Here is a 26,500-nt window from a genome sequence, read left to right on the forward strand (position 1 = left end):
AATAATTAAGATCGTCCGTACAGACGGCCCGGCATTTATTTTATGACGAATATTTCTTTCTAATTATATACCTATAGAAAAAAATAAATCATTAATCAAAAACGGATAGAATAAATTGAGTTTCCCTGGTTATTAGTTCCTACAAAGTTTAGAATTTTATCAAAGTAAAAAAATCCCCCTTTTGTGGTATTTTGTAAGTATTTTGGTTTATTTTAGCTAAAACTAATTATCATGGGGAACTCAGAACAAAAACATCCTCTCATTGAAATCTGGAATACTTATCCGGGGATCAGAAGAGACAGAAAAATCCTGGATAAACCACCCATTGAGCGCCTCATTGGTGAAATGTTTGCCATAGGTGAATTTTATTACTATGCCCTGAATCTTACCAACAGTACCCTTTCGCACCATCACGAAAACATTCTTAAGCTTCACGGTCTGTCCACTTATCCTGAAAACTTAAAGGAAGTTATCGATCTTACCCACCCTGATGATATTGAATTTGTGATAAAAGCTGAACAGGTTCTTGTCAACAAAATAACAGAGATTGCCCTGAAAAGCCAGCTTTACATTAAAGGCAGCTATTGTTTCAGAATGAGAACAGCGGAAGGAAATTATGAGCTGTTTCATCATCAGTCTATTATTACAATGGAAGACGAAACCGGAATTCCCATACAGTCTATAAATATTCATACCAATATCCACCATATCACGAAAGAAAACCCGTATACCGTGCTGGTTTCAGGAATAGGTCCGAGAAATGATTTCCACCAGGTAAAACTGGATTGTTTTTCGAAGCCGGAAAATTTTTCAGAACATTTAACGAAAAGGGAAATGGAAATCCTGTCCCTTATTGCAAAAGGATATTCCGGACCGGAAATAGCCCAGGCACTTATCCTGTCTGAACATACAATACGGACACACAGGAAAAATATTCTGCGGAAAACAAATTCAAGGAACAGTAAAGAACTCGTTAAAAAGGCATTTGAAAAAGGACTTATCTAAAATTTCATATTAAATAAAATCCAGCCAAAGCACTGATAAATCTCACCAGATCATTTCGGTTCAAAACTTGTATTTTTATACGGAATGGAAAGACCAATTACACAACCGAGATTTAAAGATTTCCCCACTTCAAAAATTTCTGGGAAAAAGGCAACGGAAAGCAGCTTATCGATTTTTCCGGCGCTGAAGTAAGTTTTAAAGACTTTGATCAGTTTTCACCCTATTTTTATCATATAGATGAAATGGGTGATCAGGTAGTAAAAGATGTTTATCTGGCTAAAAAATTTCACGAAGCTTCCAGGGAAATTGAAGGCTACATCCGAAATGGTGTTTCCGATGCAGACCAAGTTCCTGAAAGTGTAAAAAAACTCTTCACCCAAACCCAGAAAATTCCCGGATGGCTTGATTATAACCTTTTAAAAAGCGGTGCAGAACTTTGTATGCGGAGTAATCTGGATTCGCTGATCTCTTTAAGGGATTACTGCCTGATGGGCGGCTACGATTATGCTTATCTGAATAAACCGCTTGTCGCAACAGAAGCATTGAAAAAAGGTGCCGTAAAACGACTTTCGGAAACACTGGATTTTTGGGTCAATGCCACACGTTACGATGCCTTGGAACTGCATGCAAAAGGTTATGAATTTGCCATCAAAACCCGCCTGATCCACTCTTACGCAAGGCTTTCCATAAAGAAATATTACAAAGAATGGGATACGGAAAACTGGGGCGAACCCATCAATTCATGGGATATGATGGCCACTTACATTGGTTTCAGCCTTGTTTTTCTTCACAGTCTTCAAAAATTGGGAAATACTTTTTCTGATGAGGAAGAGGAAGGTATTTTCCATCTTTGGAAATACGTAGGCTATTTGCTGGGGATCCCTGAACAGCTTCTCCCGGACAATAAAAAGCAGGCAACGGAGTATTTCTACCTCTGGACTTCCGTGCAGCCACATTCAGATAAGGATTCTATCCTCCTGGCCCATTCCCTGCTGAATGAATCTCTGGAAAACCCTATTTTAAAATTCAAATTTGAAAGGAAAAATCTGAGATATCTTCATATTTGTTGTACCTGGTTTCTTCTGGACGATGAAGTTTGCAAAAGACTTGAGATCCCTGAGGTTCCTGCCAAAAATCTGTTTCCCAAAACAAAGATTCTGATCAATAAAATATATGACAAACTGGTAAGCCGGGAAGCCAGAATAAAAAAGGAAATAAAGACCAGATGAAAGTCCTTGAAGATTATTTGAGGATTACAAAAGATTCAAATTTCCATTAGAAAAACCCTATAAAATATTCTTATAAAAGCATAAAAATGTGTTTTTTATGCGTTGAATCATAAGATTATACATTGCTTTTATAATGAATCATATCCGCTATAAAAATTTATCATTTTTTAACTCTAAAAACACGTTTTCAAACCAAATAATATTAGCTTTTGATGTTAAAATTATGTATTTTTGAGAAATTATTTTAATAGAGATGAGTAATATTGATGATAAGAAAAAAGCACTGGCTTTAGTGCTTGACAAGCTAGATAAAACATACGGAAAAGGAACTGTAATGACGTTGGGAGATGATGCCGTAGATAATACCATAGAGGTAATTCCTTCAGGATCTTTAGGACTGGACATCGCATTAGGCGTTGGCGGTTACCCAAGAGGAAGAATCATTGAAATATACGGTCCCGAATCTTCAGGTAAAACAACATTAACCCTTCACGCTATTGCTGAAGCTCAGAAAGCAGGCGGTATTGCAGCATTCATTGATGCGGAGCACGCTTTTGACAGAACTTACGCTGCAAAGCTGGGAATTGATCTGGAAAACCTTATCATTTCACAGCCGGACAACGGTGAGCAAGCCTTGGAAATTGCCGATAACCTTATCCGTTCAGGAGCTATTGATATCGTAGTTATTGACTCGGTGGCGGCTCTTACTCCAAAAGCGGAAATTGAAGGTGAAATGGGAGATTCCAAAATGGGTCTTCACGCAAGATTAATGTCTCAGGCATTAAGAAAGCTTACAGCGACCATTTCAAGAACAAAATGTACGGTGATCTTCATCAACCAGTTGAGAGAAAAGATCGGTGTAATGTTCGGGAACCCTGAAACGACTACCGGTGGTAATGCCCTTAAATTCTATGCTTCCGTAAGATTGGATATCAGAAAAGCAAGTGCACCGATCAAAAACGGTGACGAAGCTATCGGAAGCCGCGTGAAAGTGAAGATCGTGAAAAACAAAGTAGCTCCTCCTTTCAAGCAGGCAGAATTCGATATCATGTATGGTGAAGGAGTTTCCAAAGTAGGAGAAATCCTTGACACTGCCGTAGATATGGGAGTTGTGAAGAAAAGCGGTTCCTGGTTTAGCTATGAGGAAACAAAACTTGGTCAGGGACGTGATGCAGTGAAGGATGTTTTAAGAGACAATCCTGAACTTGCCGAAGAACTTGAAAACAAGATCAAGGAAGAAATGAAAAACAAAAAATAAGTAATAAAAAACGGTCTGAAATTCAGATCGTTTTTCTTTTTAACTTTATATGCCTGCTAAAACACATTGATCCATGATTACTGATTATAAAAAAATTGACCTCTTCGGGAAAACATTCATTCAGAAGGTGGATGTGAAATCTCCTTTTGAATTTACCTTTCCGGTTGCCGAGCAGGCCTGTTTTTTATATATGCTGACAGGCGAAATGCAATATCAGTCTGATAACGTCCATACCGACATTCCTACCAGACATTCGTTATTACTCAATTGTATTAATTCAGGAAACCACATTCATAATTCAAGCACTGACAGTAAAGGCGAAGTGGTGATCGTCACCTTCCACCCGGATATATTAAAGAAAATCTATGAAAGAGAACTTCCTGTCCTCCTACAGCCCGGCAACAAAGCAACCAACCAGCTGAGTGGAAAAATCAACAATGATTTCCTGATTCATAAATATATTGAAGGGCTCCTCTTCTATTTTGAAAATCCGGCTTTGGTTAATGATGAGATCCTGATTTTAAAACTAAAGGAAATCATCCTTCTGCTTTCACAAACACAAGAGGCAGAGACCATACAAGCTATATTATCCCAGCTTTTTTCGCCTACATCTTATACATTTAAACAGATTATAGAAGCCCATTTGTACTCGCCCGCAAGCATTGAAGAGCTGGCACAGAAAACCAATTTAAGTATTTCTTCATTTAAAAGAGAATTCAAAAAATTATACGACAACTCTCCCGCCAGTTACCTTAAAAACAAAAGACTGGAAAGGGCTGCAGAATTATTGCTGATTTCCGATGAGCGTATTTCCAATATTGCTTTTGAATGCGGGTTCAACGATCTGGCGAACTTTACCAAAAGTTTTCATGACAAATACAATACCTCCCCAACTAATTACCGGTCGAAGGTAAACAAGGAAGATTAATTTTTTTATTCAAATCTTTCTTTCCACGTTAGTTATCATTTTTTTGAACCAAACAGACAGATAATTGAGCTTATTTACAAAATCTTTTTTCTGTTTCTGTTGCAATTTTGTCAACAGTAATTCAACATTCAAAAAATTAAAATTATGGGACTATCGTATTTAGGAATTTTCCATACCGCTATAGGTATTATTGCTATTGTAGCCGCAGTTATAGACTTTATAAAAAGAGGGAAAATTAATTTAAACCGACTTACGGGGAAGATTTATTTTTATTTAACGCTGATCACTTCACTGACGGCTTTGGGACTGTCCAAACATGGAGGATTTAATCCCGGACATGTTTTTGCCCTTTTCATCGTTATTTTAATATTGATCGCTTATTTTCTTCACAACAAAAAGCAAGGAAACAACAGAGCCCGTTTCTTTGAAACTTTTCTTCTTTCCTTCAGCTTTTTCTTATCATTGGTTCCTACCGTTAATGAGACTTTTACACGTGTTCCCCTTGGGCATCCATTAGCCAAAGCGCCTACAGATGCAATCATCGGACAGACTCTTTTTGCCCTGTTTGTACTTTTTGTTATAGGCTTTGTCTTTCAGTTCAGGAAACAAAGAACAATCAATAAATCAGTATAAATTCTTATAGTTCAAGCTTCAGTTTTTAAAACATTTTTTCACAAATCAATGCCATTCTGTCACATTCTGACGCATGGTATTTTTTTGAGTCAGGAATAGAAAATTAAAAACAAAAATTATTATGACTAAAGGAAATATTAATGTATCTGTGGAAAATATTTTCCCGCTTATTAAAAAATTTCTTTACAGTGACCACGAAATATTCCTGAGAGAGCTGATCTCCAATGCAACGGATGCTACTTTAAAATTAAAGCATTTAACAAGCATCGGGGAAGCAAAAGTTGAATACGGAAATCCGAAGATTGAAGTTAAGATTGACAAGGAAAACAAGACGCTTCATATTATCGACCAGGGTATCGGGATGACTGCTGAAGAAGTTGAAAAATACATCAACCAGGTTGCTTTTTCAGGAGCCGAGGAGTTCCTTGAAAAATATAAGGACACAGCAAAAGATGCAGGAATTATCGGACATTTCGGTCTTGGGTTCTATTCTGCATTTATGGTGGCCGAAAAAGTGGAAATTATCACAAAATCTTACAAAGATGAGCCTGCAGTAAGATGGATCTGTGACGGAAGCCCGGAATTCACCCTTGAAGAAACAACGGATAAAACTGACAGAGGAACGGAAATCGTTCTTCATATTGCAGAAGATTCTACGGAATTCCTTGAAGAAGGTAAGATCCGTGAATTGCTTTCAAAGTATAATAAATTTATGCCTGTTCCTATTAAATTCGGAACAAGAACACATACAATTCCTTTACCGGAGGATGCTCCTGAAGATGCAGTGGCTGAAACGGAAGAAGTGGACAATATTATCAACAACCCTACTCCGGCATGGACTATTGCGCCAAGTGAGCTGACGAATGAGGATTATATGAAGTTCTATCATGAATTGTATCCGATGCAGTTTGAGGAGCCTTTATTCAATATCCACCTGAATGTTGATTATCCTTTCAATCTTACCGGAATTTTATTCTTCCCGAAAATAAGCAACAACTTAAATATCGACAAGGATAAAATCCAGCTATACCAAAACCAGGTATTTGTAACGGATGAAGTGAAAGGCATTGTTCCTGACTTCCTGATGCTTCTTAGAGGGGTAATAGATTCTCCGGATATTCCGTTGAACGTTTCCCGTTCTTACCTTCAGGCGGATGGTGCGGTGAAGAAAATCTCTTCTTATATCACTAAAAAAGTGGCTGATAAGATGTCTTCCCTGATCAACGAAAACCGTGAAGATTATGAGAAAAAATGGAACGATATCAAGATCGTCATCGAATACGGAATCATCACAGAAGAGAAGTTTGCAGAAAAGGCGGATAAATTCACATTGTATCCTACCACGGACGGAAAATACTTCCTGTGGAATGAATTACTGGAAAAAATTCAACCTTCACAAACCGATAAGGACGGAAATACAGTAATTCTTTATGCTACCAATGCAGATGAGCAACACAGCTACATTCAGGCGGCAAACGATAAGGGATATGAAGTTCTGTTACTAGATTCACCTGTGATTTCTCACGTGATCCAGAAACTGGAAACTACAAAAGAGAAGATCTCATTTGCCAGAGTAGATGCAGATCATATCAATAACCTGATCAAAAAAGATGAGCCGGTTATTTCCAAATTGAATGAAACTGAAAAAGAGGCTTTAAAGAAAGACGTTGAAGAGGCTGTAAAAGATGCCAAATTCACTGTACAGCTTGAAGATCTTGACAGCAGTGATGCTCCGTTTACCATTACCCAGCCGGAATTCATGAGAAGAATGAAAGAAATGCAGGCAACCGGTGGTGGCGGTATGTTCGGAATGGGAGGATTCCCGGAAATGTATAATCTGGTGGTGAATTCTAACAGTGAGCTTTCCAACCAGATCCTGAAAACAGAAAATGCTGAGGAAAAAGAAAATCTTATCAGGTATGCTCTGGATCTTGCGAAACTTTCCCAAAATCTCCTGAAAGGAAAAGACCTTACAGATTTTATCCAGAGAAGCTATAAGCAACTGGAGAAATAATAAATAATACATAAACAATACAGCTGCTCTCATATTGGGAGCAGCTTTTTTCATGCTTACACTGTCATTGCGAGCATAGCGAAGCAATCTCTTAATTACCTTAACTTCTGAACTTTTTCTTAATGGTTTTATTTTTTAAAACATTAAGGATAGATAAGGTTTTAAGAATATTAAGGTTAAACTTCGTTCTTAAGATGAGATTGCTTCGTTGCGCTCGCAATGACGGATTGTGATGGCGAGTTGTGATGATAAATTGGTGATGAATTGGTGATGAGTTGGTAATGTTTTAAAGAAAAATATCAATGTATTGATGTGAATATTTTAATAAAATCAACTTCCTGCCTATTTTATGCTAAATACTAAGAATCTGACCCATATTTTTTCCATTTTTTATTGTACATTTTAAGGTTTTTTTCCATTTTTGTATAAAATGCCGGATATGCAAAAAGAAAAACTACGTGCCATCAGAAAACAGAAAGGCTACACTCAACAGCAGATTGCTGATATTATTGCGACCGATGTATCCAACTACAGCAGAAAGGAAAGCGGAGATGTAAGGATTATAAAAGACGAATGGAACAAAATTGCCCGTTTCCTGGATGTTGAAGTAGAGGACATCTATGAAGACGAGGAAGCAAAAATTGTGGTCAATAATGATCATCCTGTATTTAATGATAGTTCTTCAGGTGCAATTAACAGTCAGTTTAATAATATTCCGGGGTCTATCATTCAGAATCTTCAGGATTATATCTCTTTTTTGAAAGAAGAGAATGAAAGATTGAAGGAAGAACTGAAAAGTCCGAGAAGCAGAAAGTAATTTCTTTACTTATAAATTTTAAATGCCATAAAGCTGTTGGGCTTTGTGGCATTTTTTATTGTTTTTAACTACCCCGTCTTTTTGCGGGCAAAAATCCACCCCTTCGGAGAAGGGGAATGATGATCCGACTTCTGGTGGTGGGTATTATCAATATTTTAAGTGGAGTTTCCGGCGGCTCCGCCGCCGGAAACTCAATTTATATTTTAGTAAGCTATAATTCTTCTAAAGGATCCCAGAAGAGTTTTTTGAAGTTTTTTATTCTAAAATTTTCAACAGTAATTCCTTCTGCTTCCAATCTTTTCTGGAATTCAGGAACGGATAACGTACCAGAGCTGGAAATCACCCGATGAGCAGGAACATCTGCAGGACAGCCCCCATTGCCTTTCCTACATGCCGGGAATGATTCGGATAACCTACAGCTTTGGCTATGGCACCATAAGAGGAAACTCTACCTTTGGGAATCAGTCTTGTGATTTCGTAAACCTGTTGTTTGAAAATTTCGTCCATAATAATCTGTTATCCTGTAAATAAATAGTTCCGAATAATAAATTCTGCATCATTTTTGAATTCTTTTAGTCCTCAATGATGTTTCATTTAAATATTAAAGATATGAAAAAATCATTTTTCAAGCTGCTGAATACCGTGAATAAAAAAGTGCTTCCAAAGCTGAGCGATAAGGACCCCAATAAATTAACCAAACTGGAAAAAGGCATTTTGGCTTACCGTTATTTTGTACTGGTAAATTCGCTTGAATAATTATCACAGCCTGTCATTGCGAGCGTAGCGAAGCAATCTCTTAATCATCTTAATAACTAAACTTTTTCTTAATGCTTTTTTTATTTTTGAAACATTAAGGTTAGAATTAAGGTTTAAGAATATTAAGGTTAAACTTCGTTTTTAAGATGAGATTGCTTCGCTGCGCTCGCAATGACGGTGGAAAAGAAAAAGCGCTCCAAAATGATTGAAGCGCCAGTATTTTTAATAAGAATTTAATCTTAAGAATTCTCAAGGATGTAAGAGAACATCAATGGTGCACAGATGGTAGCATCACTTTCAACGATGAATTTCGGTGTGGTGATATCCAGTTTACCCCAGGTAATTTTTTCGTTCGGAACTGCTCCTGAATAAGATCCGTAAGATGTAGTAGAATCCGAAATCTGGCAGAAATAAGACCAGAAAGGAATATCATGCATCTCCATATCCTGGTAAAGCATCGGTACTACACAAATAGGGAAATCTCCTGCGATACCTCCACCAATCTGGAAGAATCCTACTCCTTTTCCTCCTGAATTTTTAGTATACCAGTCTGCAAGATAAGTCATATACTCGATTCCCGATTTCATAGTGGTTGCTTTAAGCTCCCCTTTGATACAGTAAGAAGCGAAGATGTTCCCCATTGTAGAGTCTTCCCATCCCGGAACTACGATTGGTAAGTTGGCTTCTGCAGCAGCGATCATCCATGAGTTTTCTCTTGGAATTTCGTAATACTGCTCAAGAACTCCTGAAAGGATCATTTTGTACATGAATTCGTGTGGGAAATAACGCTCGCCTTTAGCTTCTGCATCTTTCCAGATTTCTACGATATGTTTCTGAAGTCTTCTGAAAGCTTCTTCTTCCGGAATACAAGTATCTGTAACTCTGTTCAAGCCTCTTTCCAACAGATCCCACTCATCCTGAGCCGTAAGGTCTCTGTAATGCGGAACTCTTTCGTAGTGAGAGTGTGCCACAAGATTCATTAAATCTTCTTCAAGGTTGGCTCCTGTACAAGAAATAAAATCAACTTTCCCCTGACGGATCATTTCTGCAAGGATCTTTCCCAATTCAGCAGTAGACATAGCACCTGCCAAAGTGATCATCATTTTTCCGCCATCTTTAAGATGTGCAACATACCCCTTAGATGCATCTACCAATGCAGCTGCATTGAAGTGCAGGTAATATTTCTCTATAAATTCAGAAATCGGTTTGCTCATTTTTTTAATTTTTGCAAAGATAAAACTTAAAAACGGAATGCAACATGGGTACTTCAAGAAACTCTTATATCAGCATCCTTTTTTAACAAATGATAAAAAATACTCCACTCATCAAGATTCCAAATAAAAAGTACAGCCCTGAAGCTGTACTTTCATCTAACAAAATACAAGATATGAGGAACTATCCATACCAGGGTTCCACTTTTAAAATCTCTATCTTTCTTTCCCCTTCTTTAAAAGGCCAGTTGATAATATCTCCTACTTTATACCCAACAGTTGCCAGGGCAATCTCCGATAAAATGGAATGTTTATTTTTTGCCGGTTTAGCTTTTGCAGAAGCCACAAAAATATATTCGTGTTCAAAATTCTGATTATGATCTTTGATCGTTACCTTTCTGTTGACCGTTACCACATCCTCTGGAAGCTCTCTTCTTAAAACCTGCTTCGCTTTTCTCAGTTCTTCAGCAAGACGTTTTTCTTCCGGTATGCTTACTTTTTTCTTCTGATCGTATCTTTTATAGCATCGTAAATTCCGGTTGTTACAATTATAGGATTGGACATTTTTTAATATTTTAAAATAATAATGAATGCAGTGATCCCAGTGATCCAAAGCGGAATGAAAGACCTGTCAGCCCTTTACCCGTAGAAAACTGCAAAAAATAATACGTAAAATCTATTGAAAAACTCCCCTGTCTTTGGATCCTGACAGGGCTTAATTGATAAAGTCCTTGGAACTTTTAAGAAAAGAATCTGTATGAAGGTACAACAGCGACAGCAAAAGGCCATTGGATGGGCAGGCTGCTGATAAAGAAGAAATTGCTGTCATACTTAATTGATATTAATAATACCCCTAAGATACTGAAAAAACCTGATATATGAAACTCAAAACCGAATCCCGAATCCCGAATCCCGAATCCCGCAACACGGAACACGGAACACGAAACACGCAACACGCAACAAAAGTCTAAAACTTAAACTTCCTGTTCTCCTTTTTTTCAGAAATTTTCTTTTTGGTATCCAGCCGTTTTTGCTTTTGCCCTTTAGATGGTTTTGTGGCTACCCTTTTCTTGGGAACAATCAAAGCTTTATTAACGAGCTCAGTAATTTTTTCAATGGCTTTGTTTTTATTCATCAGCTGGGTTCTGCTCTCCGATACGGTCAGAAACAGATATCCCTCAGCATTTATCCTGTTCTTTAATTTACTTTGAATCAGCTCTTTTTGATCCTCATTGAAAAATTCAGATTCAGCAACAAGCCACAGAACGGTTACAGAAGTTTCCACTTTATTTACGTTCTGGCCTCCTGCCCCGCTGCTTCTGGAAGTTTTAAAACTGAGTTCTTTTGAAAAATCTTTCATGCTTTTTATTTTGAGAGTCAAGATTCAAGAGACAAGAATCAAGATAGAAGATTATAAATTTTTACTTATTTTTCTTTCCAATTCTATCCGGTTTACTTTACCGTTTGGGGTTCGTGGAATTTCTTCAATGAAAATAATTTCTTTAGGCTTGTGAAAATTCTTTTCAAATGCTATGCCTGATATCTTTGATGTAAGATCTGCAGATTCTTTTCCTTCAATAACAAGTATCAATTTCCGTCCCAAACTTTCATCATGTACTCCTATAAAAACAGCTTCATTAGGAATTTCCTTTTTCACCAAAGCTTCCAGCGTTTCAGGAAAAATTTTGGCTCCGCCGGAATTGATGATATTGTCTATACGCCCCAGGAATTTAAACTGTTTTTCATTTTTTATTTCAACTAAATCATTAGTCTGAAGCACCTCAGCATTAACATTCGGGGCAAAAATTCTCAGGCACCCCTTTCGTCTGCACTGATAGAAACATTTTCAAAAGCTGTGAAATAATCTTCAGGTTCAGGCATTATCTGCTTCAGGGCAATATGGGAAAGGGTTTCGGACATCCCGTAGGTTTCGAAGATCCGGGTATTTTTCAATTTTTGGTTTTGAGTTATCTTTCTTTTTAATGACTCGGAGACGGCTGCTCCGCCTATAATCAGATTCCTGATCAAATGCAGTTTGCCCAGCGAATTTTCTACCTGAAGAGGAGTCATAGCACAGAAATCTGTTTCTTCATCTAAAAATTCAAGCGGATTAAGGGATGGCCCGGTAATCGTCAGCTTCAATTTTCTTTCAATAGAACGCACTATCATCATTTTCCCGGAAATGTATTCAACAGGAAGACACAATAATGCCTTATCTCCTTCTTTCAGTCCAAGAAAATTACAAGTCATCACAGCAGAGCTGATCATTCTCTTTTTTCGATCTCAAAAATTTTAGGGGTTCCTGTAGAGCCGGAAGTCTGCACTTTTACGGTAGACGATTCAGAAAACCATTCTTCTAAAAAGTTTTTGATTTTTTGTTCAAAATCTGTTTCAAAAGATAAATTATTAATATTGAGATTATTGAAGTCTACGAGCATGTTTGTGTAAATAAAAAGTAGTGTAAATTTAAAAAAAACTTTAAAAAGTTCTTGTATCTAAAGAAAAAAGCTGTAAATTTGCACCACTGAAATAAACAAAGACCCATGGTGTAGCGGTAACACTACTGATTTTGGTTCAGTCATCTGGGGTTCGAATCCCTGTGGGTCTACAAACCATCCTTTCCGAGGATGGTTTTTTAATTTAAAAAACTGATCTGTACAGTTGATATTCAGCAGAAGTTTATTTATAATTGATTTTGTGATTCAACTCTATAGGATTATTATCTTCAAGAATAGATTTCTGTGCCTGTCTGATCATTTCATTGATGTCTTTTTCATTCCCCTGAGGATCAGTAAAGGTAACTTTCCTCGCGGTTTTGGTGTTCCAGGGATCGTTATAATAGGATTTTCCAAGAAGATCATATTTTGCCCAGTCGATTGTAACGGTTTTTGTCCTTGCATCAAACCAATTGCTGCCTTTTTTTATTTGCATCAAATTGAAAGAGTAATCATGTGCTGTATCTTCAATAGAAATGATTAAACCGGGCAATCCATGGAAAACATAGGGACCATCATTAAAAGGTAACTCTGTTGTAAACCAGGCAATCCAATTTCTACCACCATAATTAACTTCCGCTTTTTGTACCTTATATTTTCCAATTGTTTTTTGTTCCGGCAAGATTTTCCAGTTTAACTGTTCATCAATAGGAAGAAGGTAATTTGCATGTAAATAAGTAATAATTTTCTCTACTTTTTGATTAATGATATCTTTTTTAACGTAAAATTGATTTTCAACTCCCAATTTATACCCTCCATTTTTGTTAATGAGTGTAAGGGAGTCAGTATCTCTGGACATGGATTCTCTAAAAATAGAAGTATTATTCTCAAAATCCAGGATCATTTTATCCGTAGTAATATCTTCAGGTTTTTCCTTGCTTGTTTTATATTTAACATCATAGATAAAACTAAACTTCTGCGAAAAACAAAACGTTGACAATAACGAAAAAAGTAAAATAAATTTCAATTTGTGTGTTATTTTCATAAAATATAGGTCCAGGTTTAGATCTATTGTTCAGACGAAAACTCTATTTCGTTTCATCAACTGAAGTAAATTATATAATTTCAATCTCGTAAACTTTAACCCCGCAGCTTCAATTCCCCCTTCCGTTTACTATTTGGTTTTAGGTTTATACAGTTTAAACATGACAAAAAGAAAAGCAATCCATACCGGGATTAAAATCACCTGAATTTCCATTCCTGTGATACTCATCAATACTAAAATTGCCATTAAAAACAAGATACAGATATAGTTTGAAACCGGATAAAATATAGAGGGGAAAGATGTCTTCATGCCTTCTCTGTCTTTCTCTTTCCTAAATTTCAAATGGGTATAGCAGATCATCAGCCAGTTGATGATAAGAGTAGAAACCACCAAAGCCATTAAATACTCAAATGCTTTTTCAGGAACCAGTTTGTTGATAATAATACAGATTCCCGCAAAGCAGGAAGATACAAGGATAGCATTGGTCGGAACATGGCTTTTGTTCAGCTTCGTTAAAAACTTCGGAGCATTTCCCTGCTGTGCCAGGCCGAAAAGCATGCGGCTGTTACTGTAAACACTGCTGTTGTACACGGATAAAGCCGCTGTTAAAACAATCAGGTTAAGCACATTTGCGATGAGTGAATTAAACTGTATTACTTTACCAAAAAGGTTAAACTCAAGTCCGTTTAAGTTCTGAAAAACCATTACGAAAGGGCTTGTGCCCTCTGTAATCTCCCTCCATGGGCTTAAAGCAAATAAAATAACCAGGGCTCCCACATAAAAGATCAGGATTCTGTAGATCACCTGATTGGTAGCCTGCGGAATGGTTTTCTCAGGATTTTTAGCTTCCGCAGCCGTAATTCCTATCAGTTCCAATCCTCCAAAAGAAAACATAATCATGGCCATAGCGGCAAAGAGCCCGGAATATCCGGTTTCAGTTTTATTAAACAATCCTTTCGGGAAAAATCCGCCGTCATTCCATAAATTCTGAATGCTGGCCTTATCTCCCCCGGTACCGCTTATCAGAAGATAAATGCCGAAAAGAATCATAGCAACAATAGCCACCACTTTAATGATGGAAAACCAGAATTCAGTTTCCCCGTACACTTTTACGGAAGCAAGGTTTAAAGCATTAATAACGATGAAAAAGAATAAACTGGAAACCCAAAGCGGAATTTCCGGCCACCAGAAGTGAATATAATGACCAATTGCTGTAAGCTCCGCCATACTCACAAGGATATAGAGGATCCAATAATTCCACCCGGAAGCAAAGCCCGGAAAATTCCCCCAATATTTATACGCAAAATGGCTGAAACTTCCTGAAACAGGTTCCTGAACAACCATTTCACCAAGCTGACGCATAATAAAAAAGGCAATGATTCCTGCGAGGGCATATCCCAGAATAACGGATGGTCCTGCCAAGACGGCTGCCGGGCCGATCCCAAGAAACAGTCCCGTTCCTATGGCTCCCCCGAGGGCAATTAATTGAATATGTCTGTTGGTTAATCCTCTGACTAGAGACCCGTCCTTGGGTTCTGTTTTCTGTTGGCTGTTCATAGAATGAATTATGCTCTAAATATATAAAACTTTAGAGGAATTCACATTCTATGGAACTGTAAGAAATTTTAAGATATTCAGCTGTAATGATTTAAAATGTGAAAAAGCAGGGCTTATTTATAAAAATTCTTTTGGAACAGAGATATTATTCTTCTTCATATACTCCAAAAGCCCCTGATATTTATCCTCATTCCCATCTGTTCCGCATTTATGGGAGATGCTGCAGATATCCGAAGGCTTAATTTCCAGAATGTCTGAAATCTTCGTCAGTATTTCCAGATTAATCTTCACTTTAGAATTTTCAATATCCGAATAGGCCTTTTGGGAAATGCCCATCTCAAAAGCCATATACTCCTGCGTAAAGTCTTTGCTTCTACGGATTTTCCTGATATTTTGACCACATACTTTCATCGTTTTTGTTTTAGTAGTTTTCGGTATAGTTTAGAAGGATACCTACTAGACTTACACAAAGTTAATAAATACCTTTGGCAAAACATTATACACGTACATGATATTTATTTTTTCATCCCAATCAAGAGTATCATCATTTGATTTCAGAGGATAAATATCACTTCGGAACAACACTATTGGAATTATGGAGACGCAAAAATTCAATTATGACAATAATATTGTCAGAGCATTCTTGTATGCTACTATCGTATTCGGGCTGGTCGGCTTTCTGCTGGGACTTACAGCCGCGCTGATGCTTTTCTACCCTGAGTTGCCTGAGTTTTTATTCGGGACAGATGATACCACGATCCAGAGTCTGAGAAGCGGAAATATCCAAGGGCTTATCAACACACAGGGCGCTATGGGATTCGGAAGGATCAGAATGCTGCATACGAGTGCCGTTATTTTTGCTTTTGTGTGTAATTCCTTCTTCTGCGGCGCTTACTACAGTATGCAGAGACTTTTAAAAACAAGAATGTACAGCGATACGCTTTCATGGATCCACTTCTGGAGCTGGCAGCTGATGATTGTTGCCGTAGTGATCACATTCTTAATGGGAATCAATACTTCCAAAGAATATGCGGAACACGAATGGCCTATTGATATCCTGATCACCTTCTCATGGGTTATTTTCGGAATCAATATGTTCGGAACCATCACCAAGAGAAGGGTAAGACACCTTTATGTAGCGATCTGGTTCTATATCGCGACATGGATTGCCGTAGCCATGCTCCATATCTTTAATAATCTTGAAGTTCCCTTATCATTCACAAGCTGGAAATCCTATTCCGTATATGCCGGTGTAAAAGATGCTCTCGTACAATGGTGGTACGGCCACAATGCCGTAGCATTCGTACTGACCACTCCGGTATTGGGTCTGATGTATTATTTCATGCCGAAAGCGGCTCAGCGTCCCGTATTCTCCTACAAATTATCCATTATTCACTTTTGGTCGCTGATTTTCGTATACCTTTGGGCTGGCCCTCACCACCTTCAGTATACGGCGCTTCCGGCATGGGCTCAGGCCGTAGGAACCGGTTTCTCTATTATGCTGATTGCCCCTTCCTGGGGAGGAATGCTGAACGGTCTCCTTACGTTAAGAGGAGCCTGGGATAAAGTAAGAGAAAACCCGATCCTTAAATTCTTCGTCGTAGCAATCACCTGTTATGGTATGGCTACTTTCGAAGGACCTTTATTAGCCACAAAATCTTTAAATAAAATCGGGCACTACACAGACTGGGTAATCGGGCACGTACACTTAGGTGCACTTGGATGGAATGGTTTCATGGCCTTCGGGGTGGTGTATTATCTGATCCCGATTATGTGGAGAACGCCGTTATGGTCTAAAAAACTGGCCAACTGGCACTTCTGGCTGGGAACATTAGGAATCATCTTCTACGCCGTTCCGATGTATATCTCAGGATTTACCCAGGGATTGATGTGGAAGCAGTTTAACCCGGACGGAACTTTAATGTATAAAAACTGGCTGGATACGGTAACTGCCATTATTCCTTACTTTAAAATGAGATTCTTAGGAGGTATCCTTTATCTTTCAGGAGCTGTTTTAATGGTGGTGAATGTTATCAAAACCGTAAGATCAGGTTCATTCCAGAAAAACGTTCCTGCAGAAGCTCCGGCACTGGCAGATATCGGCAGCGGAAGAAAAGAAGGCGAAGGGGTTCACCTGTGGCTGGAAAGAACTCCGAAACTACTTTCCATCCTCGCTTTCATCACCGTAGCCATAGGCGGACTGATAGAAATAGTCCCTACATTATCCCTTAAGCAGAGTGTTCCTACGATTACCGCTGTAAAACCTTACACACCGCTGGAGCTGGAAGGAAGAGACCTGTATATCCGCGAAGGATGTAATTCCTGCCATTCCCAGATGATCAGACCTTTCCGTGATGAAGTCGTAAGATTTGAAGGTAAAAACGGACAATATTCCAAAGCAGGAGAATTTGTTTATGACAGACCGTTCTTATGGGGATCCAAGAGAACAGGACCGGATCTTCACAGAGAGGGTGGCAGAAACCCGGATTCATGGCACTTCAAACATATGTATAACCCAAGAATTACCTCCGCAGGTTCCATTATGCCACGTTTTCCATGGCTGATCACCAATAAACTGAACCGTTCTCAAATGGTTGACAAAATGAGATTGATGAAAAATACCTTCGATGTTCCCTATTCAAAAGCAGAAATAGATTCTGCCGGAAAATGGGCAGACAATCAGTCTAAAGCTATTGTACAGAGAATTTATTCCGAAGCCACTGATGTAAAAGACCAGATGGAAAAAGAAAGAACAGCAAAAGGAGCTTCGTTTATTCCTCTTGAACAAAGAGAAATCGTAGCGATGATCGCCTATCTTCAAAGATTGGGAACTGATATTAAAACAACGCAGATTCAAACAGCCAGTGCTGAGTAATTAAAATGATACCGCAATGAAAAAGAGAACCCCTATTTCAATATACATCGCAACAACGATAGGCTTAACGATCATGGCGTTTGAAATGTTCGCCGGAGATTCAGGCTATTTTTCCTCACCTTTTTTCTGGGCGCTTATCGTGATTGCTGTGATCCTTCTGATGATCATGAATTCCATTGGAGACCTGGTTGAAAATGAAAGTTTCAGCAGATTATCCGAGGAAGAAAAGAAAGAATATTTGGCAGAGAAAAGCATTCCGTATTACCAGAAGCTTTGGAATTCCGCCTTTAAAAAGCAGTCCGCTACTGAAGAAAAAGATATCCTGATCGATCATGGCTTTGATGGAATTACAGAGCTTGATAATTCGCTTCCAAAATGGTGGATCGGTCTTTTCTGGTTCGGATGTATATTCTGTGTAGTTTATCTTACTGCCTTTGCTTTTACAGAATATGCCCATCCGGAAGCAGAATATGATAAGGAAGCCAAAACAATGCTTGCTTCTATTGCCGAATACGAAAAGACTGCTCCTCAGATCAACCTTGAAACGGCAAAATACAATGCAGACAATATATCAGAAGGTCAGGAGCTTTTCAAAACCAATTGTGTAACCTGTCATGGTGACGGAGGAAAAGGAGGAATCGGGCCGAACCTTACGGATACCCACTGGATCAATATTAAAGAAAAGAGTCTGTTTAAAAATGTTTTCTGGATGCTTGAAAACGGTTCACCCAATAATCCTACCATGAGACCTTTCATCAAGGAAGGAACCATCACAGGAAGAGATGCCGAAAAAATTGCAGCCTACATTTACCATATTAACCAGGAAACTTCCCCTATCACCCCGGCTCAGGGCGGTGCTGCTCCTCAGGGAGAAGAAGTGAAATGGGAGAACGGAAACAATTAGTTTTAATGAGGTCAGGAAGTATGAAGCTGGAAGAGGGAAGCTATGAAAATCAGATCTAATGCAGCATTTTATTAGTTTTCTAAAGCCAGTCTGAATATGAAATTTAAGATCAATGTTAAAAATAAATGGCCAATATTAACTTCCAGCCTCCCTCTTCCAGCTCTTAGTCTTTTAAAACTTAGCTCACATGATTTAACAAAAATTTATTATCTCCATATATCTCTGCCCCCTTTTGAAATACTAACATTTGAATTTCATTTTGCTAAACCTTTTCAACACTTAAAAAAATGATTAAAAAGGGGGCTTTTAAACCAAAAAATCCACACCTTGGTTGTCTTGATCAACTAATTCACTTGACAACTACTAAACTAAATTCCATAATAAGACAGCCAAGGCAGGATTTTTGCACTTGCAATGGGATACCACAACAAAGAGCTTATAAAATAGTATTCTTATCTTTGTTAGAAACCTAATCGCATTTGAAACTGAAAATCAACAAAAGAAAACTCCTGAGGCGTATTGCAATAACCTTTATTTCAATATTGGTTTTTCTTACCCTGCTGATCCTTAGTCTGAGGCTTCCTGCCGTTCAAAACTTCATCAAAGACAAACTGGTTGTATATCTTGAGAAAAAATCAAGACCAAAGTAAGCCTGGAAAGGGTTTATATAGGGTTCCCGAACAGCCTGATCATGGAAAACCTTTATCTTAAAGGCCAGGATGTAGACACCCTTCTTGCCGTTAAAAAGCTCGATGTAGGCTTAAACATGCTGAAGCTTATCAATTCTACTGCCGATATTACTTCAGTAGATCTTGAAGGAGCCCGCGCCAATGTGGTAAGAAAGCCGGACGGAAAATTCAATTTCGATTATATTATCAATGCTTTTGCAACCAGTGATAAGGAAGAAAGCCCTTCTAAACCGTTTATTATCTCGCTTGATAAAATCAATTTAAAGGATATCGGTGTTACCTTCAATGACCAGCAGTCGAGGAATGACATTCAGTTATACTTCAAATCGTTTGATACTCGGGTTAAAACTTTTGACCTCAGTAAAAATACCTATGCTGTTAATGATATCAATCTGGACGGCCTGAAATTAAAATTAAAACAGGACCTTCTTGAAGAAGTATCCAAAAAAGTAGAGAAAAAGGTTGATTCACTTAACGATAAAAAGCCGATGAATATTGGTCTCAGAGGCATAAAACTCACCAACTTCGATATTGATTACGGGGATGACAATACCAAAACCTTTGCTAAAGTCCTGTTTAAAGAATTAAGCACGAAGGTTAATAAGCTGGACCTGGAAAACAATGCTTACAATATTTCCAATGTTGTTCTTTCCGGGGCAGACATTAATGCCAATCTTTATCTTCCCACACAAAATGCCAATCCGAAGGATAAAAAGGAACCTGAAGTATCCAAAGTTTCGGATCAGGATAAAGCCATGAAATTGATTCTCGGAAAACTTGTCCTGAATGATGTAAAAGCCGTTTACAACAATACTGCTATTGCTCCCACCAAACAGGGAATGGATTTCAACCATATGAATTTCTCTAAAATGAATGTGGAGGTAAGAAGCTTCAAAATGGAGAACAATACTTTTGCAGGAACCGTGAATTCAGCAGAAATTAAAGAAGGAAGAGGTCTGGATATTCAGAAATTCAATACTGATTTTGTGTACCAGGAAAAGCAGTCCTATCTGAAAGACCTTTATCTGCAGACTCCAAAAACGCTGATCCGTGATGAGGTCATCTTAAATTATGAATCGATTGATCAGCTGACCGCCAATCCCGGAGCTGTAAAAATTTCTGCCAATATTAAAAATTCCAGGATAGGCTTCTCAGATATTCTGACTATTGTTCCTACCTTACGGAATACAGTCCCGTTCAGCAAATACCCGAATGCTATCCTGAATGTGAACACAAATGTTCAGGGAATGGTGAATGACCTTCTGATTAAAGATCTCAAAGTATCAGGACTGGATCAGTTAAGAGTAAATGCGTCCGGAAGGATCAAAAACGCAATGAAACCTGAAAACCTTTACTATGACCTCAGGATTGCAGAACTTTCCACGGAAGCTAAAACAATTTACAATCTGGTTCCCAAAAATACAATTCCTTCCAATATCTCCCTGCCGTCTCATTTCAGCATTAAAGGAAGTGCAAAAGGAACAACCAAAGTCGTCAAAACAGACCTGAACCTCTACTCTACCCTTGGAAATGCAGCCATTGTTGCAGATGTGGACATGAGCAGAAAAAACAGGGAGCTGTATGATGTAAAAGCCAATCTTCAGGCTGTGCAGGTAGGAAAGATCATTAAAAATAAGGATATCGGGCCCATCACAGCACAAATTTCAGCTAAAGGTGAAAGTTTTGATTTTAAAAATGCCAACGCCAATCTCAAAGGCCATGTGGCATCGGCTGTCTACAAAGGCTACCGTTACCAGAATATGGATCTGACCGGTAAAATCAATAAAGGAGCTTACAATATCGTTCTCAATTCAAAAGATCCGAATGCCAATCTGAACTTAATCGCTTCCGGAGTTTATAATGAAAAAAATCCTACCGTAAAAATCAATGGAGAAGTCATCAAACTTGATGTAAACAAGCTTGGATTCTATGAGAAACCAATGATCATTGCCGGAAAAATTGACGGTAATTTTTCAAGCCTCAACCCGGATGCTCTGAACGGGTATTTAAACCTGAAAGATTTTGCATTTTCAGATACAGAGGAGGTTTATCCCGTACAGGAAGTCAATCTGAAAGCTTCTTCCACCCAGGATTCGACGAAGGTTATTTTCAATTCTCAGATTGCAGACGTTTCGCTGATAGGAAAATATAAACTGACCCAAATATTTGGCGCTCTGACGCAAACCATCAATCAATATTATCAGTTCCAGAAGCCATCGAAGGGACAGAAAATAGATCCGGGACAGTTTTTTACATTCAATGCAAAGGTCAAGAATGATGATCTGATCAGGAAATTTGTTCCCGATTTAAAAAGCTTTGAAACAATCAATCTGGCAGGAAATTATGATGCCGATTCTCAAAAGATAGTAGTGGACGGGCAGATTCCGCAGTTGCTGTACGGTGAAAATTCCCTGGAAAACATTGCGTTAAAAGTAACCAATGAAAACCAGGCTCTCCAATACAGCCTTAATGCAGGTGCTTTAAAAAGTTCCAGCTTCACCCTGAAAAAAATTGCGGTGACCGGAGATGTCGCCAACAACATTATCAATTATAATGTAACCACGAAAGACGACAAAGACGCCACCCAGTTCCTCATCGCCGGAAATGCAAAATCTTTAAATGATATTACCGAAATTTCTTTAAATCCAAATGGATTGAAACTTAATTATGCAAACTGGAATGTAGCCGAAAACAATAAAATTCAGATCAGCAGCCAGGGAATTTTAGCAGATAACTTTATCCTGACCAATGGTGCCAGTGAGATTTCACTTCAATCTGAAACCGAACGTGCGGGCAGTCCTTTAAACATTTCGCTGAAAGATTTTAAAATTGAAACCATTACCGAGCTGATCAAAAAAGATACGGTTCTGGCAAGAGGGACCATCAACGGAACGGCACAGCTTAGAGATGTTACGAAAAAGATGACCTTCACTTCCGATCTTAATGTTTCAGACCTCATCGTCTATGGAAGTCCTGTAGGAAACCTTGCTGTAAAAGTGAACAATACTTCACCGAATATTTTAAATGCTGATGTTGCTCTTTCCGGCAATAACAATGATGTAAAAATTCTTGGAGATTACAATACTTCTTCCAGCACATTCGATCTGAATATGGCCATCAACCAGCTTCAGATGAAGAGCATCCAGGGATTCTCCATGAATGCCATAACGAATACGGAAGGCTATCTTTCAGGAAATTTAAAAATTACAGGAAATACTGACCGACCGAATATTTTAGGTAAAGTGAAATTCAATGATGCGGGACTCGAAATTGCCAAAACCGGCAGTGATTTCAGAAAACTTAATGACGAAATTGATTTTACCAGCCGCGGTATTGAGTTTAATAAATTTAAAATCAATGATAAGGACGGGAATTCCCTTGTCATCGACGGACAGGTTCTTACGCAGACGTACAGGGATTATGCTTTTAATCTCGACGTCAATGCAAAGGATTTTAAAGTGGTGAATTCTGAGAAATCCAATGATGCCATGATGTATGGAATCCTTGCGATTGATGCCGGGCTTCACGTTCGCGGAAACCTTGATCTTCCAAAGGTAGACGGAAGACTTTCAGTTTCCGATGATACGGATTTCACTTTTGTCCTTCCGCAGTCCAGTCCTTCCCTTCAGGAGAGAGACGGAATTGTGGAGTTCATCGATCAGGATCAGGTAGTTTTAAACAAAACTATCGTAGCTGATTCTCTGAAAGCGCAGAGCCGTTTCAAGGGAATGGATGTAAGTGTGAATATTGAAGTAAGCAAGGAAGCCAAACTCTCAATTGTTATTGATAAAGCTAACGGAGATTTTGTAAAACTCCAGGGTGAGGCTGATCTTACCGGCGGAATTGATCCTTCAGGAAAAACCACTCTTGTAGGAGTTTATGAGGTGGAAAAAGGCTCTTATGAACTTTCAGTAAGTCTTCTGAAACGTAAATTCGACATTCAGAAAGGAAGCACGATTACCTGGACAGGAGAGCCTACCGCCGCAACAATGGATATTACAGCAGTCTATAAAACAGAAGCTCCTCCTATAGACCTGGTGGAACAGCAGGTAAGCGGTGAGGATGCTTCAATTATGAACCAGTTTAAGCAAAGAATACCTTTCAATACCTTATTAAAAATGAAAGGCGAGCTTCTGAAGCCTCAGATCACTTTCGATATTACTACAGATGAAAAGAATAATGCGGTTTCCTCTACAGTAACCGATATTGTGGACCAAAAACTGACCCAGCTCAGAACCCAGGAATCTGAAATGAATAAGCAGGTTTTTGCCCTTCTTTTACTGAACCGCTTCATCGGGGAAAATCCGTTTGAATCCGGCGCGGGAGTATCTGCTGAAATGCTTGCAAGACAGAGTGTAAGTAAAATTCTTTCGCAGCAGCTGAACAATCTTGCATCCGGACTGATCAAAGGGGTTGATATCGATCTAGGCCTTGATTCTTCCGAAGATTATTCAAGCGGAGAAAAAAATACAAGAACAGACCTGAATGTAGGAGTAAGCAAAAAATTACTGAATGACCGTCTGAAGGTTTCCGTAGGAAGTAATTTCGCCCTGGAAGGTGAAGCCCGCCAGAATGAAAATATGACGAACATCGCAGGAAATGTTACGGTAGACTACAGCCTTTCCAAAGACGGCAGGTATATGCTCCGCGCCTATCGTAAGGATGAATATCAGGTGGCTCTTCAGGGGCAGATCATAGAAACGGGATTAGGATTCATTATCACATTAGACTATGATAAATTCCGTGAGATTTTCCAGAAATCAAGAAAAGACAGACGTAAAAAAGAAAATAAGAATAACCAGGTGGTAGAATTTAAATAATGAAAAGTAGATTTAGTATATATTACAGATATTTGTTCACTTCAGGATTTGCCGCTGTTACTCTTTCATGCAGCAATACAAGATTTCTGAAGGAAGGCCAGATGCTGTATACCGGCGGAGAAGTAAAAATAGAAAATGACAGTCTCTCGAAGAAGGAAAAGAATGAGCTTAAGGCATCACTGGAAGAAAATCTGGTTCCCAAGCCCAATTCTTCTATATTAGGACTGCGTCCGAAGCTGTATTTTTACAATATTGCCAAAGAACCTAAAAAGGATAAAGGGTTCAATTACTGGCTGAAATATAAGGTGGGTGAAAAACCTGTTTTACTAGGAGATGTAGACCGCGAATTCAACAAAGACATCATTGAAAATTATTCTGAAAACAAAGGATATTTCAACGCAAAAGCTACTTATGATACAGTTTCTAAAAATAAAAAGGCCAGGGTTATTTATACTTTAAGACCCGGCGGAAGATATCTGATAAGTAATGTGAAATTTCAGCAGGATTCTTCACTTGTTAACAGAGAAATTCAGACTTTAGCTCCCAAAACCTTACTTAAAACAGGAAATCCTTTTGATCTCGATGTCATTAAGAATGAAAGGGAACGTATTGATACCGGTTTAAAGGAAAGAGGGTTTTATTACTTTAATCCTGACAATATTATTGTCCAGGCAGACAGTACGGTAAGCAAAACTCATAAGGTAGAGCTTAATGTAAAATTAAAGGATAATACGCCGGATCTTGCCACTCAACAATTCAGTATTGACAAGGTCATTGTTTTTCCGAATTATAATATCCAGGATGTAAAAAGGGGTAAATATAATGTTCCGATGAACCCGGACTCCCTTTCTAAATATGCCTATGATGATATTTATGTAATCGATCCTCAACATAAATTTAAACCGAAAATTTTCGACAGGGCTTTATATTTTAAGAAAGGAGATCTCTATAACCGCTCCAATCATAATCTGACCCTCAACCGTCTGATCAGTCTGGGTGTTTTTAAATTTGTAAAGAATGAATTCATTGTTTCAGATTCATTGAAACACCAGTTTGATGCTTATTATCTGCTAACACCGAGACAGATCCAGTCACTCAGACTTGAAGCTCTGGGAAGAACTAACTCTGCCAATTATGCCGGTAGCGAATTAAATTTAAACTGGACCCACCGAAATTTCTTCCGTGGAGCCGAACAGTTTAAAGCAGCTGTTTATGGAGCTTTTGATTTCCAGATGGGCGGCCAGGAAGATGCCAAGAATCTTTTCCGCGCAGGAACGAATGTCCAGCTTTCAATACCAAGAATCGTTGCTCCTTTCCGTTTCAATTCTTCAAGTGCTTTTGTTCCAAGAACAAATATTACTTTAGGCTATGAATTTCAGAACCGTACCCAGCTTTATACGCTTAATAATTTTAATGCATCATTCGGGTATGTATGGAAGGAAAATGCGCGAAAGGAACATGACCTGAAGGTTATTGACATTACCCTGGTTTCTCCTGCCAATGTAACAGAGGAATTCTACAAGCAGGCAACCACTCCTGCAGCACGGAGAGTAGTCGATAAACAGTTAATTTTTGGACCTACCTATTCATATACGTATACCAATACAATGCTTCCCAAAACCAACACGATCTATTATAAAGGAACGTTGGATCTTGCAGGAAACATTACCGGTTTGGTGACAGGGGCCAATGCGAAAAATGATAAGGAGAAAAAGATTTTCGGAATTCCTTTCAGCCAGTATGCCAAAATTGAAAATGACTTCAGGTTCTATCATAAATTCACTGAAAAGAGTTCATTCGCCAGCAGATTTATCGGGGGAATTGCTTATCCGTATGGAAACTCAGAGTTTATTCCTTTCTCAAAACAGTTTTTTGCAGGAGGAAGTAACAGTATCCGTGCTTTCCGCGCAAGGACTTTAGGACCGGGAAGTTTTGATCCCCGGACTATTGAAAAGGGACTGCTATTGGATCAGGCGGGAGATATTAAACTGGAATTGAACGCCGAATACCGCGCCAATATCTATAAATTCCTGAATGTTGCTGCTTTTGTAGATGCCGGAAACGTTTGGCTGATCAATGCAGATGAGCATAGACCGGGAGGTAAATTTTCAAAAGATTTTTTAAGTGAAATTGCCGTCGGAGCCGGAGTTGGTCTGAGACTTGATTTCTCTATCTTAATTTTAAGACTCGATCTGGCCATGCCTTTACGTGTTCCTTACTATGAAAAAGGAGACCGGTGGGCATTTGACAAGATCAACTTCGGAGATTCAAGCTGGAGAAAAGATAATTTAGTTTTAAACATAGCCATAGGATATCCTTTCTAA

General features: G+C 38.4%; 16 protein-coding genes, 1 tRNA gene and 4 pseudogenes. 13 read left to right on the forward strand and 8 right to left on the reverse strand.

Going from position 1 to position 26,500, the window contains the following annotated elements; genetic code table 11:
- Window positions 1-231 precede the first annotated feature (231 nt).
- From N4G44_RS17440 to N4G44_RS17470, 7 genes are all read left to right on the forward strand, one after another.
- A complete protein-coding gene (locus tag N4G44_RS17440; protein ID WP_474928557.1) occupies window positions 232-1,005 on the forward strand; it encodes a response regulator transcription factor in 774 nt (257 codons plus the stop codon).
- 242 nt (window positions 1,006-1,247) lie between these two features.
- Window positions 1,248-2,234 carry an oxygenase MpaB family protein gene (locus N4G44_RS17445; RefSeq protein ID WP_474928558.1) on the forward strand — a complete coding sequence of 329 codons (987 nt, stop codon included), beginning with the start codon at window positions 1,248-1,250 and terminating at the stop codon, window positions 2,232-2,234.
- A 253-nt stretch (window positions 2,235-2,487) separates the two neighbouring features.
- Window positions 2,488-3,492: a recombinase RecA gene (gene recA / locus N4G44_RS17450; RefSeq protein ID WP_474928559.1), complete on the forward strand. Its 1,005-nt coding sequence runs from the start codon at window positions 2,488-2,490 to the stop codon at window positions 3,490-3,492.
- Between the two features lie 73 nt (window positions 3,493-3,565).
- Window positions 3,566-4,420, forward strand: coding sequence for a helix-turn-helix domain-containing protein (locus N4G44_RS17455; protein ID WP_474928560.1), 855 nt, complete (start codon window positions 3,566-3,568; stop codon window positions 4,418-4,420).
- Between the two features lie 144 nt (window positions 4,421-4,564).
- Window positions 4,565-5,053 carry a hypothetical protein gene (locus N4G44_RS17460; RefSeq protein ID WP_474928561.1) on the forward strand — a complete coding sequence of 163 codons (489 nt, stop codon included), beginning with the start codon at window positions 4,565-4,567 and terminating at the stop codon, window positions 5,051-5,053.
- A 121-nt stretch (window positions 5,054-5,174) separates the two neighbouring features.
- Window positions 5,175-7,067, forward strand: coding sequence for a molecular chaperone HtpG (gene htpG / locus N4G44_RS17465; protein WP_474928562.1), 1,893 nt, complete (start codon window positions 5,175-5,177; stop codon window positions 7,065-7,067).
- Between the two features lie 439 nt (window positions 7,068-7,506).
- Entirely contained in the window at window positions 7,507-7,884 is a 378-nt protein-coding gene (locus N4G44_RS17470; protein ID WP_474928563.1) for a helix-turn-helix transcriptional regulator, read from the forward strand.
- A gap of 211 nt (window positions 7,885-8,095) precedes the next feature.
- On the opposite strand, the pseudogene N4G44_RS17475 reads toward N4G44_RS17470, so the two are convergent.
- Window positions 8,096-8,391 (reverse strand): annotated as a pseudogene (locus N4G44_RS17475) (MGMT family protein).
- Between the two features lie 102 nt (window positions 8,392-8,493).
- On the opposite strand from N4G44_RS17475, the gene N4G44_RS17480 reads away from it, so the two are divergent.
- The gene (locus tag N4G44_RS17480) at window positions 8,494-8,640 is read left to right on the forward strand and encodes a hypothetical protein (RefSeq protein WP_474928564.1); all 147 of its coding nucleotides are present in this window, start codon (window positions 8,494-8,496) and stop codon (window positions 8,638-8,640) included.
- Between the two features lie 239 nt (window positions 8,641-8,879).
- Here N4G44_RS17480 and N4G44_RS17485 read toward each other — a convergent pair whose 3' ends face one another.
- From N4G44_RS17485 to N4G44_RS17500, 4 genes and pseudogenes are all read right to left on the reverse strand, one after another.
- Window positions 8,880-9,854, reverse strand: coding sequence for a deoxyhypusine synthase family protein (locus N4G44_RS17485; RefSeq protein WP_048502613.1), 975 nt, complete (start codon window positions 9,852-9,854; stop codon window positions 8,880-8,882).
- Window positions 9,855-10,035: 181 nt separating this feature from the next.
- Window positions 10,036-10,415 (reverse strand): annotated as a pseudogene (locus tag N4G44_RS17490) (GreA/GreB family elongation factor).
- A gap of 403 nt (window positions 10,416-10,818) precedes the next feature.
- Window positions 10,819-11,211, reverse strand: coding sequence for an alternative ribosome rescue aminoacyl-tRNA hydrolase ArfB (gene arfB, locus N4G44_RS17495; protein ID WP_474928565.1), 393 nt, complete (start codon window positions 11,209-11,211; stop codon window positions 10,819-10,821).
- A 51-nt stretch (window positions 11,212-11,262) separates the two neighbouring features.
- Window positions 11,263-12,289 (reverse strand): annotated as a pseudogene (locus tag N4G44_RS17500) (AMP-binding protein).
- Between the two features lie 99 nt (window positions 12,290-12,388).
- Here N4G44_RS17500 and N4G44_RS17505 point away from each other — a divergent pair.
- A tRNA-Gln gene (locus N4G44_RS17505) sits at window positions 12,389-12,459 on the forward strand.
- Between the two features lie 71 nt (window positions 12,460-12,530).
- On the opposite strand, the gene N4G44_RS17510 is transcribed toward N4G44_RS17505, so the two are convergent.
- The 3 genes from N4G44_RS17510 to N4G44_RS17520 form a co-directional block, all read right to left on the reverse strand.
- Window positions 12,531-13,313: a GLPGLI family protein gene (locus N4G44_RS17510; protein WP_474928566.1), complete on the reverse strand. Its 783-nt coding sequence runs from the start codon at window positions 13,311-13,313 to the stop codon at window positions 12,531-12,533.
- A 147-nt stretch (window positions 13,314-13,460) separates the two neighbouring features.
- Window positions 13,461-14,888 (reverse strand): amino acid permease, encoded by a 1,428-nt coding sequence (locus tag N4G44_RS17515; protein ID WP_474928567.1) that lies wholly within the window; start codon window positions 14,886-14,888, stop codon window positions 13,461-13,463.
- Window positions 14,889-15,005: 117 nt separating this feature from the next.
- Window positions 15,006-15,299, reverse strand: coding sequence for a helix-turn-helix domain-containing protein (locus N4G44_RS17520; protein WP_474928568.1), 294 nt, complete (start codon window positions 15,297-15,299; stop codon window positions 15,006-15,008).
- A 184-nt stretch (window positions 15,300-15,483) separates the two neighbouring features.
- Here N4G44_RS17520 and ccoN point away from each other — a divergent pair, with 184 nt between their 5' ends.
- The 4 genes and pseudogenes from ccoN to tamL all read left to right on the forward strand — a co-directional run bounded on the left by ccoN (window position 15,484) and on the right by tamL (window position 26,500).
- A complete protein-coding gene (gene ccoN / locus N4G44_RS17525; RefSeq protein ID WP_474928569.1) occupies window positions 15,484-17,763 on the forward strand; it encodes a cytochrome-c oxidase, cbb3-type subunit I in 2,280 nt (759 codons plus the stop codon).
- A gap of 16 nt (window positions 17,764-17,779) precedes the next feature.
- Window positions 17,780-18,667 carry a cbb3-type cytochrome c oxidase N-terminal domain-containing protein gene (locus N4G44_RS17530; RefSeq protein ID WP_474928570.1) on the forward strand — a complete coding sequence of 296 codons (888 nt, stop codon included), beginning with the start codon at window positions 17,780-17,782 and terminating at the stop codon, window positions 18,665-18,667.
- 479 nt (window positions 18,668-19,146) lie between these two features.
- Window positions 19,147-24,176: pseudogene (locus N4G44_RS17535) on the forward strand (translocation/assembly module TamB domain-containing protein).
- Window positions 24,176-26,500 (forward strand): translocation and assembly module lipoprotein TamL, encoded by a 2,325-nt coding sequence (gene tamL / locus N4G44_RS17540; protein ID WP_474928571.1) that lies wholly within the window; start codon window positions 24,176-24,178, stop codon window positions 26,498-26,500. Before N4G44_RS17535 ends, tamL begins: the two are co-directional and overlap by 1 nt.

The sequence above is a fragment of the Chryseobacterium sp. GTID13 genome (genome assembly GCF_056172655.1).

What these genes read in the sequence shown, in the direction of transcription:
- N4G44_RS17445 (WP_474928558.1), top strand. Translation starts at nt 1,248, where the DNA reads ATGGGTGATCAGGTAGTAAAAGATGTTTATCTGGCTAAAAAATTTCAC.
- tamL (WP_474928571.1), top strand. Translation starts at nt 24,176, where the DNA reads ATGAAAAGTAGATTTAGTATATATTACAGATATTTGTTCACTTCAGGA.
- N4G44_RS17485 (WP_048502613.1), bottom strand. Translation starts at nt 9,854, where the DNA reads ATGAGCAAACCGATTTCTGAATTTATAGAGAAATATTACCTGCACTTC.
- N4G44_RS17480 (WP_474928564.1), top strand. Translation starts at nt 8,494, where the DNA reads ATGAAAAAATCATTTTTCAAGCTGCTGAATACCGTGAATAAAAAAGTG.
- ccoN (WP_474928569.1), top strand. Translation starts at nt 15,484, where the DNA reads ATGGAGACGCAAAAATTCAATTATGACAATAATATTGTCAGAGCATTC.
- N4G44_RS17460 (WP_474928561.1), top strand. Translation starts at nt 4,565, where the DNA reads ATGGGACTATCGTATTTAGGAATTTTCCATACCGCTATAGGTATTATT.
- N4G44_RS17520 (WP_474928568.1), bottom strand. Translation starts at nt 15,299, where the DNA reads ATGAAAGTATGTGGTCAAAATATCAGGAAAATCCGTAGAAGCAAAGAC.
- htpG (WP_474928562.1), top strand. Translation starts at nt 5,175, where the DNA reads ATGACTAAAGGAAATATTAATGTATCTGTGGAAAATATTTTCCCGCTT.
- arfB (WP_474928565.1), bottom strand. Translation starts at nt 11,211, where the DNA reads ATGAAAGATTTTTCAAAAGAACTCAGTTTTAAAACTTCCAGAAGCAGC.
- recA (WP_474928559.1), top strand. Translation starts at nt 2,488, where the DNA reads ATGAGTAATATTGATGATAAGAAAAAAGCACTGGCTTTAGTGCTTGAC.
- N4G44_RS17440 (WP_474928557.1), top strand. Translation starts at nt 232, where the DNA reads ATGGGGAACTCAGAACAAAAACATCCTCTCATTGAAATCTGGAATACT.
- N4G44_RS17470 (WP_474928563.1), top strand. Translation starts at nt 7,507, where the DNA reads ATGCAAAAAGAAAAACTACGTGCCATCAGAAAACAGAAAGGCTACACT.
- N4G44_RS17530 (WP_474928570.1), top strand. Translation starts at nt 17,780, where the DNA reads ATGAAAAAGAGAACCCCTATTTCAATATACATCGCAACAACGATAGGC.
- N4G44_RS17515 (WP_474928567.1), bottom strand. Translation starts at nt 14,888, where the DNA reads ATGAACAGCCAACAGAAAACAGAACCCAAGGACGGGTCTCTAGTCAGA.
- N4G44_RS17455 (WP_474928560.1), top strand. Translation starts at nt 3,566, where the DNA reads ATGATTACTGATTATAAAAAAATTGACCTCTTCGGGAAAACATTCATT.